A 16,640-nucleotide genomic window follows, 5' to 3' on the forward strand; every position below is an offset into this window, starting at 1 on the left:
CATTAACTTTTTTGAAAAACAGACGAAATGTTACATGGCGTTCAACTTCTTGGAAACAGTTGAAGACGTTACAGAACCTTATCATCAATATAAAATTGATATCGTAATAGAGCAGGTATAATTCCAGGTAAATTCAAAAAATCTAAAAAACAAATAGTCGTTTCCTACCTGAAAAATGAAGGTGGGCCTGATAAGAAGCCCAGGCCTGTTATTTTTAAAAATTTGTTTTAAGGTTGCCGGTTTAAGCTATTGCTTTATAAACCAAGTACATCGTCCATGGAGTAAATTCCGGGTTTCTGCCCACAGACCCACTCAGCCGCTTTGACTGCTCCGTTGGCAAAAATCTGGCGGGAGTGAGCCATGTGCTTGATCTCAATCCTTTCGGAGTTGCCTGCAAAAAGAACAGTGTGATCTCCTGCAATATCTCCGGCGCGAACAGCATGAATCCCTATTTCTTTTCCGCGCGGGGCTATGCCTTCTCTGCCGTAGACATAATCCTTCCCACCAAGGGCTTCACTGATAACGTCGGCTGCCCGAAGGGCGGTCCCACTTGGAGCGTCTTTTTTCTGGTTATGGTGGGCTTCTATAATCTCAATATCGTAATCTGCAAGGTATTTTGCAGCTTCTCTGATGATCTTGAAAAAGACATTAACGCCTACTGAATAATTCGGAGAGATAACCGCACTTACCTGATTTTTCTGGATAGAGTCGTCAATTACCTTTCGCTGTTCCGCAGTCAGGCCTGTGGTTCCTATAATAAGATTTACTCCGCATCTGGCTGCTATTGGAGCGTTAACTACGGTTGCGCTAGCTGCTGTAAAGTCAATAAGAATATCAGCCTTGGTTTTTTTCAGGACAGTTTCAAGATCTTTCACTTCCGAGATCTGGACTCCTAGGTTCCCGACATGTGCAAATTCTCCTGCATCCTTTCCAAAATTATTGACGTCAAAAGCAGCAACAAGCTGCATATCTGTAGAGCAGGTAATATTTTCAACAATTAAAGAGCCCATCCTGCCGCAGGCTCCGAGTACTGCTGCGTTGATCATTCCATAACCCCTAATTTCCTGAGTTCATCTGCAAGCTTTACAGTATTTGTCTTGCTCAGGGGCGCAAGTGGAAGCCTGAGGTGCCCGCTTGCAAGCCCTGCAAGTTCTGCAGCTTTCTTGGCCGGGACCGGGTTCGTTTCCAGGAAAAGGGCACGAATCAGAGGGGCGATCTCAAAATGGATCTTTCTTGCGGTTTCGTAATCTCCAGCAAGGGCCGCATTTACCATTCTGGACATTCTGTCAGGGACTATATTTGCAGCAACAGAAATGACTCCGCTGCCTCCCATAGATATGATCGGAAGTGTCAACCCATCTTCGCCTGAAATAACCACGAAATCTTCTTCTGCAGTATTTTCCAGGATCTGGGAAACTTTGGAGACGTTTCCGCTGGCTTCCTTAATTCCCACGATATTTCCCATTTTTGCAAGTTCGGCAATAACATCTACTGGCATGTCCTGCCCTGTACGGGAGGGGACATTATAGAGAATCATAGGAATCTCGACTGCCTCTGCAATTTTCTTGAAATGCGCAAGCAGGCCCGCAGGATTTGGTTTGTTGTAATAGGGGGATATCAGAAGTACGCCGTCAACCCCCGCATCTGCAGCATGTTTTGTAAACTGGAGAGCTTCCCTTGTATTATTTGAGCCGGTTCCTGCAATCACAGGAACCTTCGAACATTCCACAGCAATATCGATTACTTCTTCGTGCTCAAGTGCTGAAAGGGTTGCCGATTCTCCAGTAGTGCCACAGGGCACGATGCCAGTAACTCCTCCCTCTTCAACAAATGCAATATTCCTTTGTAGGCCTTCCCTATCAATCCTGTCATCCTTCGTAAAAGGAGTTATCAGGGCAGGCATTGCTCCTTCAAACATGTCAGATATCCCCACCAGTTTCCCGGAATTAAATTCTCTGTTCAGTACACTTTCATACGTGCAACTTTTCTTGTGACGTAGCCTGCAACCCTGTTCCTTATGACCTTGCTTTCAATGGTTGTGTACTTTGTCACGAGAGTCTTGTTAGTTTCAAAATCCTTTGTGAAAATCTCTCCATGGTTTTCAATTAGTCTGAATGCGATTCTTTTTATGTTTGTCTGTCTTATATTTCCCATCGTATCTCCTCTTGGATATTTTTTGCGGTGTTTTAGTCCAGTTATTCAAGTTTACTTCTGTTTATCTCATCATGTTTTCCTGTGAATTCTGGTTAACGTGAAGCCGAAGGCAAAAAACAGTTCTTTAGTGTCTGTTTTCTTCTCCCGGATTGATGGATTTAACGAAAACTGGATGCAAAAATTTGATTGATAATGATTTTGTCGACTAATAGGTTACTTGAGATTTATAAGTTTTGGGGTCACTACATCAGGCTAAAGTTGTGAGGCTTATCATTCTTTCTCTCAATTATTTAAGTGAAGTGCAACAGGTTGTTGACAATTCTCATTTAAGTATCTATTTTTTGCATCATTGACAATTGCATTTTGAGTCTAACTTCATTGAATGACATTTGAATATCTGCATTTAAATGTATTCTGTATCCTTACGTATATTTTCCTATTTTGTTTTTACGTAATCTGTTTTCCCGAGAAAGCGGTCAAGAGTTCCTGCACCAGTGAAAACACGTTCTCTCATTCCTTTACGGTTAATAAAGAGTCCTATTAAAACAATAAGCAAGCCAATGTTCGGTTGTGCCTCAACAGTAATTGCTCCTATCAGGATCAGGGAAGAAGCTGCAAGTCCCCTCAAGGCTCCTTTCCTGTAGGAACGATAGCCTGTTCTTCTAAAGATCCGGATATCCCGAAGGGTCAGAAAGAGAACTACAAAATAGGCAAGCATAGCAATTTCCAGATACATTCTTTTCTCCATCTTCTGTTTTTTGATTTCGCAATTCCTGCTCCTTTCTTGAATGATAAGTAGGAATTTGATCTTCTTTTGATCCTGTGTCCTGCTCATTTTGCAGGGTGCCGGTGGTAATTGATCAGTATATCATTGCAATTATGTAAGTATGTAAAATTACGTATGTTAGATAATATATAAAACCAGCAGGTTTGGCTTCCTCTGGTATTTTTCTTAAAAAAGATAGAGGGCAAAAAAACATCTTTTGCATAGAATACATAGCCGAATATATTCAAGAAAAAATTAGCCCGAAAAATAGCAGATAAACTGTGACGCCGAGAAGAAAAGTCCCTGTCCACAGGAGAATTTCAAGGTCCATGTATTTTTTGACTTTCCACTTCCACCGATTGGTAACAAAAAGGATCCCAAAGAAAATTGTTAGTGTGCCAAGGAGCATGTGCAGACCCAGGAGTGAATTGTAATAGGGCAGGATAAAACCTCTTCCTCTACTGTACAGCATATAGATCACTGAAGTCGAGACAAGATAAAAGGTAACTTCTGCAATCTTTCCATGCTTGGCCATGCTTTTTCTTTTACAGTAAATTGCATACAAAAGAACGACAAAGGCAAGAATCTGAATCATCAGTGAGAGGTCAGACAAAGTAAATGGTCTTGAATCTGAAAACATCTTTCTTCTCCACAGTACTTTTTCCAAATCTTCTCTAAAATTGCCTCGAATATATTTATATCTATTTTTTAAGTGTTTTCATAACATTCCCGGGTCAATCAGTCCGCTCAGGAAGAGAAGCCCTAGAAAGAGCGGTTGATGAATGAAATATATGACCAGAGAATTCTGCCCTACGCTGGAAAATAACCTGAAGATAGGGTTTTTTCCAATATAGGGAATTTCAAATTGCCTTTTTCCGCCTGTATACAGAAAATTTCCGAGGAAAACTCCTGCAAGCAGTACCCCAAACCAGGGAAATAGAGGAAAGTAATCCATTGTCCTGAAATTTTCGGGAGTAAAGCCCAGCCAGAGCAAACTGGAACATTCAAAAGTTCTCTGCCTGAGATAGAGTCCAGAAAGGCCAAAGAACAGGCTGAAGAATAGGTTTTCTTTTCCATATTTCAGGAAAGGATATACAAGCACTGCCGAAACTCCAAAAAAATGCAGAATTCCGAAGATAATATACTCTTCAGGTAAAAAGATCCAGGTTATACCTGTGAGCAAAAGCCCCATGAAATAGAGTTTGAGCCCTCTTTTAAGGTATTTCAAAAAATTTTCTGCTCCGTTTCCGTCGAACTCTTTATCAAGGGCTCTTGAATGACTTATTGAAAGGGAAGTTCCGGAGATCAGGATGAAAAGGGAAGCTGAGAATCTGCCTGCATATAGAATGGAGCCGGACCTGAGTTGAATGTCTGCAAGCTCGAAAAAGTCGAGATCATAAAGAAAATGGTACAGGAGCATAATAAGGACAGCAAATCCTCGCAGACAATCAATCTCCCAGAAGCGATCTGCGTGCCTGGCCATAAATTTTTCTCCGGAAAAACGTGAAATTACGTTCACAAAGGACTACAGCCTTCTTTAAAGATAATCTACTATATAATTTCTGGTTCTCTTGGGAAAATTGGCAAGTCTTTTATCTTCTCCTCTGGATTGATAGAAATCCGGTGCCTATTGAGATTATAGCAAGCAGAACTGAGTTTTTACTCCACTTATGCTCAGATCGGATTCACTACTTCTATAGACTTTTTTCCGTGTCGTCACACCCAACCTATTTTTCCTGCAATCAGCCTCAAAATGTTTAATAATTTCTCTGGATTCATCTGCTAGTGATACTCTTAATTTAAATATAATTTTTAATTAATTCAGATACGGTAGCTGACATACTTCTTTAATTTATGCGTTGTGATGTTTACAACAATTTTAAATTTCTTTATAACAGTCCTAGTCCGGGGCCTAAATGGGGGATTATCCCGAACAAAAACACATTTATCGAGCCATGAATCATTATCACAAGGGGAAGGCTTCGGGTTCTATAAAATAAGTACCCGAGAAAGCCCCCTACAAGAAAGGTGTATGCCATTTCATAGGGAGTGCCGTAGTTGGAATGCATTACTCCGAAAAGAAGACTTGAGAGGAAAATTCCCCCAGCTGGCCCTAAGAACTCTTCCATTCTCGTCTGGAGGATTGACCGGAAGACAAGTTCCTCTACTAGCCCCACAATAAACACCATTATGACTATGAGTATCAGCAAGTTTTCCAATGAAAGATCCGGGATAAGTTCTCTGGTCCCTATCAATATATATTCTGCTTCCGCAAAGGCCAGGCCTGTAAGGACAGAGAAAGGAAGATAGATCCATATCCTCCTGAGCGTATCTCTTTTTTTCTCATATACAACTCTTTGATGAATGGTAGCAATCATTGCCGGAATTGCCAGAGGCGCATAGACGAATATGAATGAGTAAATATTTATATCGAAAAAAATTGGCATCGAAAAGTTTACCAGTCTGAAAATTGTCAGAAGCAGAAGTGCCTGGTAGACTTTTCGTATCTCATATTTTTTCGTAACCACTATTGAAAATGAAAGGGCCAGGAGAAGCAGGGTATAAGCTATTGAGGCTTCTTTCAACCTTCCTCCGAAAATCAACAGTTCGGCAAAAGTAATTGCAATTACAGGGATTCCTGCATAAAAAATTTTTTTCAGGAATCCGGTTTTTTCTTCAGTTCGCATTTTAAACATTTCCCCGAGCTCCGGCAAAGAGACCTTTCCTGCTTCAAGCTCTGAATGTGGAAAATCCGGAATTGCCATCCTCAAGCCTCCTTGGTAACATTAATCCAGAGATGGAGGTTTCTGTAAGGCACGGTCTTTTCGGTTTCATTAAAGAGCAGAAACTCTAGCTTCATGTTCTTTCCTTCGAAAGGCGGCTTAAAAGTAATCGGCGCTTCCCAGGACATATTATGCTCAAGGCTTACACGTCTCTGATTTTCCGGAAGAGGCAGAGAATTGTTTTCAAGCCTTACTTCCATTGTATAATCTACGGGCCTATACTCATGGTTTACGATCCCCACACTGACTGTCCCTTGTTCTCCCTGCACGAATTCTGTAGTATAGTTTTCGGTTGTCCTGTTAGCTCCAAGAATGTAATATTCGGTAAAATGTTCTCCTTCTTTAGGGTTTTCTATTATGTAGGCAAGGCTGCCCATAGAGATCAAGGTCGAAAGAATCAGGAAGAGTGCAAGAATTTTATCTATTTTTGATCCGGGTTTTTCAAGAATTTCGGCATTCATGCTCAGGAAAAACGCTTTGAATGAAACTCCAAAAACTTCGGCTTCAGGCAACAATCTTCTTCTGTAGTAGGCAACTGCGCATGTCAGGAGAGTAAAAACCGAAAGTACCGTTAGCAGAGGGATCTCCCTGATTCCCCAGGTAGTATAATTTAGGCCGAGTCCCATTATCGGGACGACTGCAATACTCAGTCCGAAAGATATCGCAACTCTCTCAATTCCTTCAATATTTTTTTTTGCCGGAAAAATAGCTCCAGTTAGGGCGTAGCCTGGCAAGAAAAGCACTAAAACAATTCCCAAACCTGTGCGCAGGAAACTGCCATTAAGTACAGGCACGAGCACAAGGACGTCAGTAAGAAGCACGAAACCTGCAACAAGCAGCAGGTCCAGAGGAAGCTGTCTATTTTCGACCATTTTTACCACTAATAAAACTATTTCCGGCCATTTTCATTACTGATGAAATTTTTTTATATCATGTCCTCTTTGAATTTATACTTATGTAAGCCTTCCGTTAACCTGCTTTTTTATTTTATCCAAGCCGGGATCCTTTCAGGTGGTCCTGTTGCAGGAAAATAAGGGAGAAAAGCCTTTACATTTTTAAACCAGTCTCTTCTGGTACTATTTTTTGTTCCAAAATTCCAATTTCGGGTATTGCATACTCTCTTTTATCAGTTTCTCTTTTTTGTGAGAAATACCCTTGACTCCTCAGTTTTTTGACCCCCTTTTATTAATAAGACTTCTTTATATGAAAAATTTTTCCCTTTTTTGAAAAGCCTTTTACAGTGTGAGCCATTTTTCGCATATTTCATAAAAATTTTAGCTCGATCTCAGAAATATCTGGGCGCGCATAGAAAATTTTATTTTGTACTTTTCCCTTTTCTGCAAGCATGAAAGTGTTGGTTACAGGGGGAGCAGGTTTTATAGGCTCCCATATAGCTGAATATTTTGCAGAAGCAGGGCACACTGTCAGGATCCTGGATAATCTTGCCACAGGTTTCCTCAGAAATGTTCCTCAGTACAAAAACATCGAGTTCATTCAGGGAGATATCTGTGATTCTAACTTAGTCGAAAAGGTGGTTTCGGGCATGGATTGTGTTTTTCATGAAGCTGCCCTTGTATCCGTACCTCTCAGCTGTGAAAGGCCTGCTGAAGCTTTTCGGGTTAACACTCTTGGGACCCTTAATGTACTACAGGCCTGCGTTAAAGCCGGGGTCGATAAATTTGTAACTGCATCTTCGGCTGCTATTTACGGAAATAATCCGGTTCTTCCAAAGCGCGAAGATATGTATCCTGAACCGACTTCTCCTTATGCTATTTCCAAACTCGACGGGGAATATCTGGCAAGAATGTTTTATGAAAGTCATGGGCTTCAAACTACCTGCCTACGCTACTTCAATGTCTATGGCCCCAGGCAGGACCCAAAATCCCCATATGCAGCTGTAATCCCCATTTTCCTGGAAAGAGCAAAGGCAGGAAAAGACCTTATTATCTACGGGGACGGACTTCAAAGCAGGGACTTCGTGCATATCAAAGATGTGGTAAGGGCAAATGTCGCAGCTCTTGATCATGGCGACGGACAGGTTTTTAACGTGGCGATGGGAAAAAGCGTGACGGTTGTGGAACTTGCCGAAAATATTATTAAGTTGACTGGCTCTTCCAGCAGGATAGTATACGCCACGCCAAGAGCAGGCGATGTTCGGGACTCAAAGGCAGATGTTTCAAAAATTTCCGGGTGGTGGAAAGGAGAGATCGAGCTGCAGGACGGGTTAAACAGCCTTATTTAAACGGCTTTAAGGGCTGTTTACTGTGTAGAAAAGAAGGCTGTTTTCTTAGCTACAAAACAGCCTTCTCATGCGGCTTGAAAAGATACTTTGTTTCCTTATTTTTTAAATAAAAGTAACTATTCAGTCTATCCAAAATCAGTTGGATGATACCTGTTTTTATCTTTTAGAATATCATTTCTATTGACCACGTAGGTTTTTATTGCTCTGGATCCTTTTTTCTAGGTCCCATTTTCTTCATTTTCTTAAATATAATCGCATTCATAAGAAGGATTATAATGATCCCTACAAAGATATTGGCAATTTTTTGAGTCCCCGCCTTTTTATTTTCCTGGGTAGCAGCGCCACTCTTAGTTTTTGCTCCGATTTCGTCATTTATCATTACCTCTGAAGGTGCTTGGTTTTCTCCTGTTTTTTCCTCTATCGTCATTACATTCTTTCCGGCAGTAATTGCAAACGGGGAAAAACTGGGAGTTTCAGACTCAAAATAAATATATTCTTCATTTTCACTCAATTTTTTTGTAGGAAGAGAATTCCAATTGTTCTCTTTGAAATGCTGGAGGACTATTGTGTCAGTATTAATATTATTTTCTGTGATCCACTCTTTGTTTACTCTGAACCCTACAACGGCATTCTCAATATTTTTGGAGTTTGCAAAGCCCCCATTTCCTATCCAGATATTTATGTATTTGTAGATTTCATCTTCAGGTTCGGAAAGTGTCAGTGAAGACCTCCCTTTAAGATCCTCGACAATAGTTGTAATCTTTCCTGCCGTCTTTTTGGAATTAAATTTCACATAGTCGACAGAAGTTGCTCCCTTCATAAACTTGAAACAGATCTGTTTGCCATTTGAAATAAATTGCTGGCAGAGCTCTTTTGACTTGACATTTTTAGCAGGTTCAGGAGATCCTCCTGCTCCGCCTCCATTCCCTCCGTTCCCTCCGCTTCCGGAGTTATCGTCTTCTCCAGATCCACTGTCATTAGATCCATTGTCATTAGATCGATTGTCATTAGATCCACTGTCATTAGATCCATTGTCATTAGATCGATTGTCATTAGATCCACTGTCATTAGATCCATTGTCACTAAATTCACTGCCTCTAGATCGATTGTCATTAGATCCACTGTCATTAGATCGATTGTCATTAGATCCACTGTCATTAGATCCATTGTCACTAGATTCACTGCCTCTAGATCGATTGTCATTAGATCCACTGTCATTAGATCCACTGTCATTAGATCGATTGTCATTAGATCCACTGTCATTAGATCCATTGTCATTAGATCCATTGTCTCCTCCAGCGTCATCGTCTGAGCCACCATTTGATTTAATTTTCACTTCAAGCTGGTTAAGCCCGACGAGTCCTTTTCCCGGGCTGTATGCTCCCGCAAGGAGGTAATAAGAGCCTGGAGACAGGTCAAAAGCTGTAAGTGACAGCGTTTTTTGGCCTTTTTCTCCTATTGCTATGGAGCCTTTGCCTTCTCCTATTATAATCTGGATTTTTGTCTGGAGTTCATCTATGGTAAGTTTTGACAGGGAATTTGAGGAATTGGTGTCAAATTCATCAATAAGGTCTACGTCGTTTACTGTTACTGAAGTGCCATTCCTGGTGCCGTGAGAGTCGATTTCTATGTTCGCTTTATATGCCGTTTCCCTTATCAGCACAGCCCCATAAGTGCAGTTATTTTCATTTGGGGCACTCTCAAGTGCCATATTTATATCCAAATCTTCCCCTTTTACTATACTTGCAGGAGCTGAAACGTGTAGTTTATATTCCTCAACTACAAATGCTGTTGCAGAAAGTGCTGTCAGGCTATTGTCTTCATTTTCCTGGATCATTAATATACAGTACTGTCCTGAATCGAGCGGTCCAAAATCATAATTTAATAAATCTCCATTTTCTCCAAGAACAGCAGTGTATTTTTTATAATTTCCTTCCATATTACTGTGGAAGAGATTGTCTAAGTTTTCTACCTCTCTTGTCTTGAAAGCATCAAAGACTCCATATGCGGAGTCTGATGTAATGTTGAAAAGATAGATTTCCACAGTTCCTTTGAGAGAGGAATCCCCATGAAAAGACATGTTCACTTTCTCCCCAGGCAGGTAGACAGGATGGGTGAGGTAAAAAGAACTTGATGGGTAGGTTATCGTATAGCTTTCATTTTCATCCTTGTATAATGTCCCGGAAGCCCCCTCATATTCTTTAAATTTAGGGCCTGAGTATGTGAGTTTTATTGGGTGTGGAAGCTGGATTCTTCTCTCTTCATATGGGTACCCCAGCGTAATCCAATTTCCTTCTGCCGGGTCGCTGGTATGGTCCAGAATATAAACAACCCTATCGGTGAAGTTTATACTGCCAATAGGGCTTACATTTTTTTCGCTGTTGCCCGCAATTGTTGTTGCAGAAGTTAATATGAATACAATTAATGCAATTATCAGTAAACTCTTCTTCAAATACATACCCCCATCCTATTTATCAGATATTTTTAACCGGCCCCATCTCATGATATTAATATTTCTTACAGGTTCATCCCCCGGAATTGATCTTTTTTGCTTCACTTCCTTCTTGAATATATAATCAGAACCAGAATTGCTGCTCCCACTCCTGCCAGCAGATAGAACTCGTCTGTAAATAACCGGAGAAATTCCGATTTGTTTGTGTCTTTTTTGGACGGCTGTGCCTGAATATTCTTTTCTTCCGGATTTTTTTCTGGAGTCAATACTTCAGAATCATTATTTTCTTCTGGGGCTTCGGAATCTGTTGGTTCCAGAGAAGGCTTAGTCTCTGGCGAAAGAGAAGGCTTAGTCTCTGGCGAAAGAGAAGGCTTAGTCTCTGGCGAAAGAGAAGGCTTAGTCTCTGGCGAAAGAGAAGACTCAGTTTCTGTTGATGGAGATAATTCGGTCTTTGCTGGATACGAATTTGCTGAAGACGAATCTGAAGTTGATTCTGAGGTTTCCTCAGGCTGAATAGTTACTTTTTTTGATACGCTCCCCACTTTTATTTCAAAGTCTCCCGAAGGAACTGCTTTTGTATTATAGGAGTAGCTGAAATCTCCGTTCGAATCAGCTTCTATCTCCTGAAAAGCTGTAATCTTCAGGTTCACGTTTGACGCTCCTTCTTTAACATCCCCGTCAATCTTTATTCTGTATGTTCCCGGAGGGACACTTGACTGAGATACAGTTACAACATCCCCTGAAACCTCTGAACTTTTTGTTATCCAGACAATCATTTTTACCCTCACGTTGAGGTTTTTTGCTCCCCTGGCCTCAACCTTAAAGAGATTATTTAAACCTCTAGGAATTTTTACGTCTTCAAGAACATATTCAAACTCTCCCCCAGAGACAGGAACGGTTTTTTCAAAGGTTACGAACACATCGATTTTTTCTTCCGGAGATGCACTCCCTTTTATTCTAAGGGTATCCCCAGAAACAGGTTCTTGAGGGGAAAATTCCCAGTTGTTAACAGATGCAGCTGCAGGAGAAATTACAAGTAAAACCAGAATCGAAAGGCAGGTGGCCATAAAAACCAGTTCTTTTCCTTTCTTACGGAAATTAATTAATTTGTGCACGGAAGTCGCTCCTTTCAAACCAGATCTTACATAATTTTTTGCTCATTTTTTAATCATTTAATAACAATTATTTCATAGACAACTCTATTTAAAAATTGTGTCTGTAATATATTAGATTACCTGTTTCTATAGCTATTGTATAAATTTTTCTGATAGTCTGTGGTTTTTATGGCAAAAATAAAAGTTGTATTCAACATTTGAGCTTTTTAATATATTTTAACTGTTGTTACTCCCTGGGTATTTTAAGCCCCCAGAGATAACTTTTTATTTGTGCTTTTATACACTTTTAATAATTATTTTTATATAGTCATTACATGTTATATAACTTTCTAAATTTTTTATATGCGGGTGAGCTTCAGGATGTTTCTATGACTTAAATATCTCAATCTTTGTAAAAAAGCATTATATAGCTGATTTTTGCGTGTTAACACGATTTTTTATTCTATTTCTTACAACTTATTCTATTGATGTTATCTACCAGTCGTTTAGTATCTAAAGAAAATTTTTTATACTTAGTAGTTCTTTTATACACATAATCTTTCAATAAATTAAATAAGTTTCCTGTATTTTATGGGGGCATTACTATACTATTGAGCATTCTCTCATCAAGCGCAATCTCTTCGAGTGCGATTTCCATGATTACAGTCCCTGGACTTCCTCAGTATGGGTTTTCAATAGTTATCGGACTCATAGCCCTTCTGTCTTTAAAAGAGGTTCTTTCAGCATCTGAAAAGTGGAATAAAACCCTCGATTGCTCGTTAAACCTTGCACTCCTGCCTTTATTATTCACTTTTGCATGGATTGTCCTTTTCAAGATTTTTGGGGCTGTATAATCCCAGGTTTCTGGAAACCTATTCTTTACTTTTTATTTCTGTTTTACACGGACAAGTTGCTTTCATATATTTACTTTCTAATTTTTGTCTTTTAGATCCTTTTCCATCCTTTTTCCAACTTTTCCTTTTTTCGTCAGTTAGTAATCATACGTATTTATTACGCCAAATCGACATCAATCAACTGATTTTTGGCAAACTGAATAGTTACCTGATTTCTTTTATTCTTAAGTTCAAGTTTTAGCCGTCTAGATATGCAATTTTTCAGACTTTTGAAAATACAAAAAAATTAAGAATTATAACTATTTGAAAAACTGCAAAAAATTAAGCTGTAATGACTCGAGGAAATTATCAGAACATTAAAAATAAATTTGAAAACATATTTGAACCCGAATTCTATTTATTCTACTAATTATTACAGTATTTTTTTACATAAAATGAATTTCATCAGGCAGATCTTTCGGAAAAATAAAAAATGTCAAAAATCAAAATCCTGATACTATACAGCCCTTTATTTTAATTACAATTTCATTTTTTGTTGATGGGCAGCTGCTCTCCTCATATATATAAATTTTTACGAATCCCTGAGGGGCTGGAAAAAAATAGAGTTTTCATCCATACCCTCTTCTATGTTTCAGCTCTTAGTCAGTTGCTGGAAAACATAATCAAAAAGGAAATCGCAGATCAGCACGAGCAATGTAAAAGCGTTTGTTTTGCTGATCTAACAGCTACTCATTCTTTGTACTACCAATTCTTAACTATACTTATTTTTTAATATTAGTTCCGCCCAGGAAACAAGAACTTTTATAATGAGTTCATCTTCAAACTGCATGATTTTTTATATGAGTTACGTGGGGGAATTTTTTAAAGGAAATGGGTTAGTCTGGATGGTTGAGTGCCGCAGTACTAAAACTCTGGGGCCACGGAAGACGTAGCTTAGAGGCTGGTATATGAAGGTTGCTGCCCTAAAAATTTAAGACTTCTGTCTCTTTACAGTTATCTCTTCCGCTTCCGAAACTTCTAAGTCCTCAAGTGCTTCTATTGTGTTTACATCCACAGATGAAGATTTCTGTAAGGTATGTTTTTTTCAGTCTTATTTAAGAGTAAGAACTCAAATTTCATATTTTTTTCCTTGAATGAAGGATGAAAACAACTGGTTCTTCCGAGGTTTCGTTATGTATAAGGGTGATACGCTGCAAATTTTCCTAAAGGGGCAGCTTAGGGATGATGGAACTATAGTTTCAAGTATTTTTGTTCCGATATTGTCTTTGATAGTTATTCAGGGAAATTAAATTAGAGTCATCCCAAAAGTAAAATCTTGAAGTTATTTTTTATGATCCTTTACTATTTTATTACTATGGATGTTTTTTGGTCATTTCTTTCTTTTTCAGGGCCCTCTTCTCCTTTGGATCAGGCAGACTTATTCAACATGTTTTATGTCTGATAATTTACCTTATTCCTCTTCTTTTTAATATTGAAAAAATGCGGCAAGTAGTGAGCAAGGATAACATAGTCTTAAACTTTCAGGCACCTGAAACTAAATTCTCAAATATCTCCAAGCCTGCGGGACTGGAATATTAAAAGCACTGAGCTTTTTGATGTTGATTCTGAAACTTATCTTTTTATCGACAATACTTTATATTCTTATATTCAAATAATTCTGAAGGGTGTTCAACGATAGTTAGCTCAGTTGTACAATATTATAGTTATTTTAGCAAAGGCTCCTTCGATTCTTTTATTTCTCGATTCTTATTTTATTGTATTACATCTGTCAATAAATTTATATAATCTTCTTCCAAATTATACTTTAAAAAATTAATACTGTAAAGCATATTCAACGGTCCTAGTTTCATTCAGATAAAATGGCCTTCAATGTCTTTATACATAAATTCATCTAAAATATTTATAAAATGTTTACACAAACAAAATATTTACATAACATACACAGGGGTCATCAAAAATGATTAACAACCAACTGTTTATGGGCAAAAGCACCCAGTCTACAGTCCGTAAAGAAAATAGATGTGCGAAGGGCAGAGTCCCTCAAAATGTCACGGTAGTTCTTCCTGCCTACAATGAAGAAGTTTCCATCGGAAGCATTGTCCTTCTCATCAGGCTCTACGCCGATAATGTGGTCGTGGTTGATGACTGCAGCTCAGATCGGACAGCCGAGATCGCAAAAAATGCCGGGGCAGACGTGATCGTACACGCATCTAACAAAGGAAAAGGCACAGCTCTCGAAACAGGCTTCAAAGCCGCAGTCGATCTTGGCGCTGATATAATTGTGACAATGGATTCGGGTGGCCAACACAACCCTGCCGACATTCCCAGGCTCGTTGCCCCAATTATTAAAGGGAGTGCAGACATGGTCAACGGCAACCCATATTTATACAGCCTGAGCAAAAACACCTCAATCTACCGTCGAGTAGGGCAGACAATTCTGGACAGGTTCACCAATATGGACTCTGGTCTCATGATCACAGATTCTCAGAGCTGCTTTCGCGCCTTTGCAGCCTCTAAAACAGGAATTCTCCGCTTCAACGTCCAAGGCATGTTAGTAGAAAGCAAAACGCCCGCCGAAGAAGGCAAATCCGGCCTCCGCATAAAAGAAGTCGAAATCGGGGCCTTTCATGACTTTGAAGGCTCGGTTAGAGACCCGATTAAGTACATTCTTGGAGCTCTGAAGACTATAGTAAAGGATATAGAGGTCAATAAGCCACTTTACTTGTATGCAGTTCCCGGTTTTGCCCTTGCTACATGCGGCTTCTATATGGGTTTGAAATTTCTTGAAGCCTTTCTTCTTGGAATAGAAGGTCTGCACAGCTGGTCTGTATTCCTGATGGTTTTCCTCGCTGTTGCCGGGATCTGTATGACAATGAGGGGAATTGTGATTTATTCCTTGGCAGAGGTGACCACGCAAACGGAGATCTAATTCTGGGGTCATTCAAAATGAGCAATCCATTGCCTATGAGCAAAAGCGCCAGGCACATGAGTACAAATGAGGAAAAAGCGTGCATTGTAGGTACAGCCCCCCAAAAAATCACGGTAATCCTTCCTGCCTACAATGAAGAAGTTTCCATTGGGAGCATGATTCTCCTTACTAGAAACTACGTAGATAACGTTATCGTAGTCGACGATGGCAGCTCAGACAGGACAGCCGAGGTTGCCAGGAAAGCCGGAGCTGAAGTGATCATCCACGAAGTTAATATGGGAAAAGGTGAAGCTCTCAAGACCGGTTTTACAGTCGCAGCTGACCTTGGAGCCGATATAATAGTGACCATGGATTCGGATGGCCAGCACAACCCTGCCGATATACCTAAGCTCGTTTCTCCTATTCTTGAAGGGAATACAGATATGGTCAACGGCAGCCGATACATGAACGGTTTGGATAAAAACACTCCAGTTTACCGTCGCATCGGCCAGACCATTCTTGATACTGCAACTAAAATGAACTCAGGTCTCCAGATCACAGATTCTCAGAGCGGGTTCCGTGCCTTTTCCGCCTCTACAAAAGATCTCTTCCGCTTCAACACCCAGGGCATGGCAATAGAAAGTGAAATGCTCGTCGACGCAGGCAAATACTGCCTTCGAATAAAAGAAATTGAGATCGGCGTCCGTTATGATGTTGACTGTTCAACCGTAAACCCAATAAAACACGGCTTCGGGGTTCTCGTTATGGTCTTAAAGGACATAAAGTTCAACAATCCCCTTTACTACTTCACAGTCCCGGGTATTTCTCTCGGAGTCGTCGGTCTCTACATGGGCGCGCATTTCCTGCAAAAATTCACAATGGGTGAAGGTCTGCAGTTCGGGCCCACAATGCTCATGGTCCTGTTTATTATTGTAGGGACTTTCATGGCTTTGATAGGGATTCTGCTGCATTCGATATCTACAATCATGACGGATGCAAAGGTGGCTTGAAACCCCTATGAGTGGTTCCGACAATTCATTGAATTTCGGGCAGTGGCGAGATCAGGGAATTATATTCTTTTTATATGATTTTTCCCGAAAATATCGGATTTACGCTGAATCTCTGGCTTGTAACTCATCTGATTCTTTGTTCTTACAGGGACGTTTGTGAATAATATTGGACTCATACCTACTTCAATTACGAATAAGCAAGAGTGTTGAAACGTTTTTAATAAGGTTGAAGTGTTTGATCAGTTCTAACTTACGCAGTTTAACTAAAATCAATAGCAAACCTTTGATAGTTTCGTACTTAATTTTGTACTCAGATGCATAAACCGTGTATAATAGAGATTGAAAACTATCTTGCTTCTACTGCTGTCTCTTATCTT

14 protein-coding genes are annotated in these 16,640 nt (G+C 39.8%); 4 read left to right on the forward strand and 10 right to left on the reverse strand.

Annotated elements, in window-relative coordinates:
* Positions 1-254 precede the first annotated feature (254 nt).
* The 8 genes from dapB to RG963_RS10750 all read right to left on the reverse strand — a co-directional run bounded on the left by dapB (position 255) and on the right by RG963_RS10750 (position 6,575).
* Entirely contained in the window at positions 255-1,046 is a 792-nt protein-coding gene (gene dapB, locus RG963_RS10715; protein WP_310576265.1) for a 4-hydroxy-tetrahydrodipicolinate reductase, read from the reverse strand.
* A complete protein-coding gene (gene dapA, locus RG963_RS10720; RefSeq protein ID WP_310576266.1) occupies positions 1,043-1,918 on the reverse strand; it encodes a 4-hydroxy-tetrahydrodipicolinate synthase in 876 nt (291 codons plus the stop codon). The genes dapB and dapA overlap by 4 nt, the downstream gene beginning before the upstream one ends.
* 41 nt (positions 1,919-1,959) lie before the next feature.
* Positions 1,960-2,154 carry a 30S ribosomal protein S17e gene (locus RG963_RS10725; protein ID WP_310576267.1) on the reverse strand — a complete coding sequence of 65 codons (195 nt, stop codon included), beginning with the start codon at positions 2,152-2,154 and terminating at the stop codon, positions 1,960-1,962.
* 436 nt (positions 2,155-2,590) lie between these two features.
* Positions 2,591-2,890, reverse strand: a complete 300-nt coding sequence (locus tag RG963_RS10730; protein ID WP_310576280.1) for a hypothetical protein — start codon at positions 2,888-2,890, stop codon at positions 2,591-2,593.
* 274 nt (positions 2,891-3,164) lie between these two features.
* Positions 3,165-3,560: a hypothetical protein gene (locus RG963_RS10735; protein WP_310576268.1), complete on the reverse strand. Its 396-nt coding sequence runs from the start codon at positions 3,558-3,560 to the stop codon at positions 3,165-3,167.
* Between the two features lie 78 nt (positions 3,561-3,638).
* A complete protein-coding gene (locus RG963_RS10740) occupies positions 3,639-4,403 on the reverse strand; it encodes a heparan-alpha-glucosaminide N-acetyltransferase (RefSeq protein ID WP_310576269.1) in 765 nt (254 codons plus the stop codon).
* 406 nt (positions 4,404-4,809) lie between these two features.
* Positions 4,810-5,685, reverse strand: a complete 876-nt coding sequence (locus tag RG963_RS10745; protein WP_310576270.1) for a CPBP family intramembrane glutamic endopeptidase — start codon at positions 5,683-5,685, stop codon at positions 4,810-4,812.
* 2 nt (positions 5,686-5,687) lie between these two features.
* On the reverse strand, positions 5,688-6,575 hold the full coding sequence (locus tag RG963_RS10750) for a DUF1616 domain-containing protein (RefSeq protein WP_310576271.1): 888 nt from the start codon (positions 6,573-6,575) through the stop codon (positions 5,688-5,690).
* A gap of 473 nt (positions 6,576-7,048) precedes the next feature.
* Between RG963_RS10750 and RG963_RS10755 the strand changes: the two genes are divergently transcribed.
* The gene (locus tag RG963_RS10755) at positions 7,049-7,945 is read left to right on the forward strand and encodes an NAD-dependent epimerase/dehydratase family protein (RefSeq protein ID WP_310576272.1); all 897 of its coding nucleotides are present in this window, start codon (positions 7,049-7,051) and stop codon (positions 7,943-7,945) included.
* Between the two features lie 196 nt (positions 7,946-8,141).
* On the opposite strand, the gene RG963_RS10760 is transcribed toward RG963_RS10755, so the two are convergent.
* Entirely contained in the window at positions 8,142-10,397 is a 2,256-nt protein-coding gene (locus RG963_RS10760; protein WP_310576273.1) for a TIGR04279 domain-containing protein, read from the reverse strand.
* A gap of 101 nt (positions 10,398-10,498) precedes the next feature.
* Complete coding sequence (locus RG963_RS10765) at positions 10,499-11,512, reverse strand: hypothetical protein (RefSeq protein WP_310576274.1); 1,014 nt, start codon at positions 11,510-11,512, stop codon at positions 10,499-10,501.
* A 590-nt stretch (positions 11,513-12,102) separates the two neighbouring features.
* Between RG963_RS10765 and RG963_RS10770 the strand changes: the two genes are divergently transcribed.
* The 3 genes from RG963_RS10770 to RG963_RS10780 all read left to right on the forward strand — a co-directional run bounded on the left by RG963_RS10770 (position 12,103) and on the right by RG963_RS10780 (position 16,263).
* Positions 12,103-12,345 (forward strand): hypothetical protein, encoded by a 243-nt coding sequence (locus RG963_RS10770; protein ID WP_310576275.1) that lies wholly within the window; start codon positions 12,103-12,105, stop codon positions 12,343-12,345.
* Between the two features lie 1,957 nt (positions 12,346-14,302).
* Positions 14,303-15,274 carry a glycosyltransferase family 2 protein gene (locus tag RG963_RS10775; RefSeq protein WP_310576276.1) on the forward strand — a complete coding sequence of 324 codons (972 nt, stop codon included), beginning with the start codon at positions 14,303-14,305 and terminating at the stop codon, positions 15,272-15,274.
* A 17-nt stretch (positions 15,275-15,291) separates the two neighbouring features.
* Positions 15,292-16,263 carry a glycosyltransferase family 2 protein gene (locus RG963_RS10780; protein WP_310576277.1) on the forward strand — a complete coding sequence of 324 codons (972 nt, stop codon included), beginning with the start codon at positions 15,292-15,294 and terminating at the stop codon, positions 16,261-16,263.
* The last annotated feature ends 377 nt before the right edge of the window (positions 16,264-16,640 follow it).

The organism is Methanosarcina baikalica (assembly GCF_031461075.1).
In the GTDB taxonomy this organism is placed as follows: domain Archaea; phylum Halobacteriota; class Methanosarcinia; order Methanosarcinales; family Methanosarcinaceae; genus Methanosarcina; species Methanosarcina baikalica.

What these genes read in the sequence shown, in the direction of transcription:
- dapB (WP_310576265.1), bottom strand. Translation starts at nt 1,046, where the DNA reads ATGATCAACGCAGCAGTACTCGGAGCCTGCGGCAGGATGGGCTCTTTA.
- dapA (WP_310576266.1), bottom strand. Translation starts at nt 1,918, where the DNA reads ATGTTTGAAGGAGCAATGCCTGCCCTGATAACTCCTTTTACGAAGGAT.
- RG963_RS10725 (WP_310576267.1), bottom strand. Translation starts at nt 2,154, where the DNA reads ATGGGAAATATAAGACAGACAAACATAAAAAGAATCGCATTCAGACTA.
- RG963_RS10730 (WP_310576280.1), bottom strand. Translation starts at nt 2,890, where the DNA reads ATGTATCTGGAAATTGCTATGCTTGCCTATTTTGTAGTTCTCTTTCTG.
- RG963_RS10735 (WP_310576268.1), bottom strand. Translation starts at nt 3,560, where the DNA reads ATGTTTTCAGATTCAAGACCATTTACTTTGTCTGACCTCTCACTGATG.
- RG963_RS10740 (WP_310576269.1), bottom strand. Translation starts at nt 4,403, where the DNA reads ATGGCCAGGCACGCAGATCGCTTCTGGGAGATTGATTGTCTGCGAGGA.
- RG963_RS10745 (WP_310576270.1), bottom strand. Translation starts at nt 5,685, where the DNA reads ATGGCAATTCCGGATTTTCCACATTCAGAGCTTGAAGCAGGAAAGGTC.
- RG963_RS10750 (WP_310576271.1), bottom strand. Translation starts at nt 6,575, where the DNA reads ATGGTCGAAAATAGACAGCTTCCTCTGGACCTGCTGCTTGTTGCAGGT.
- RG963_RS10755 (WP_310576272.1), top strand. Translation starts at nt 7,049, where the DNA reads ATGAAAGTGTTGGTTACAGGGGGAGCAGGTTTTATAGGCTCCCATATA.
- RG963_RS10775 (WP_310576276.1), top strand. Translation starts at nt 14,303, where the DNA reads ATGATTAACAACCAACTGTTTATGGGCAAAAGCACCCAGTCTACAGTC.
- RG963_RS10780 (WP_310576277.1), top strand. Translation starts at nt 15,292, where the DNA reads ATGAGCAATCCATTGCCTATGAGCAAAAGCGCCAGGCACATGAGTACA.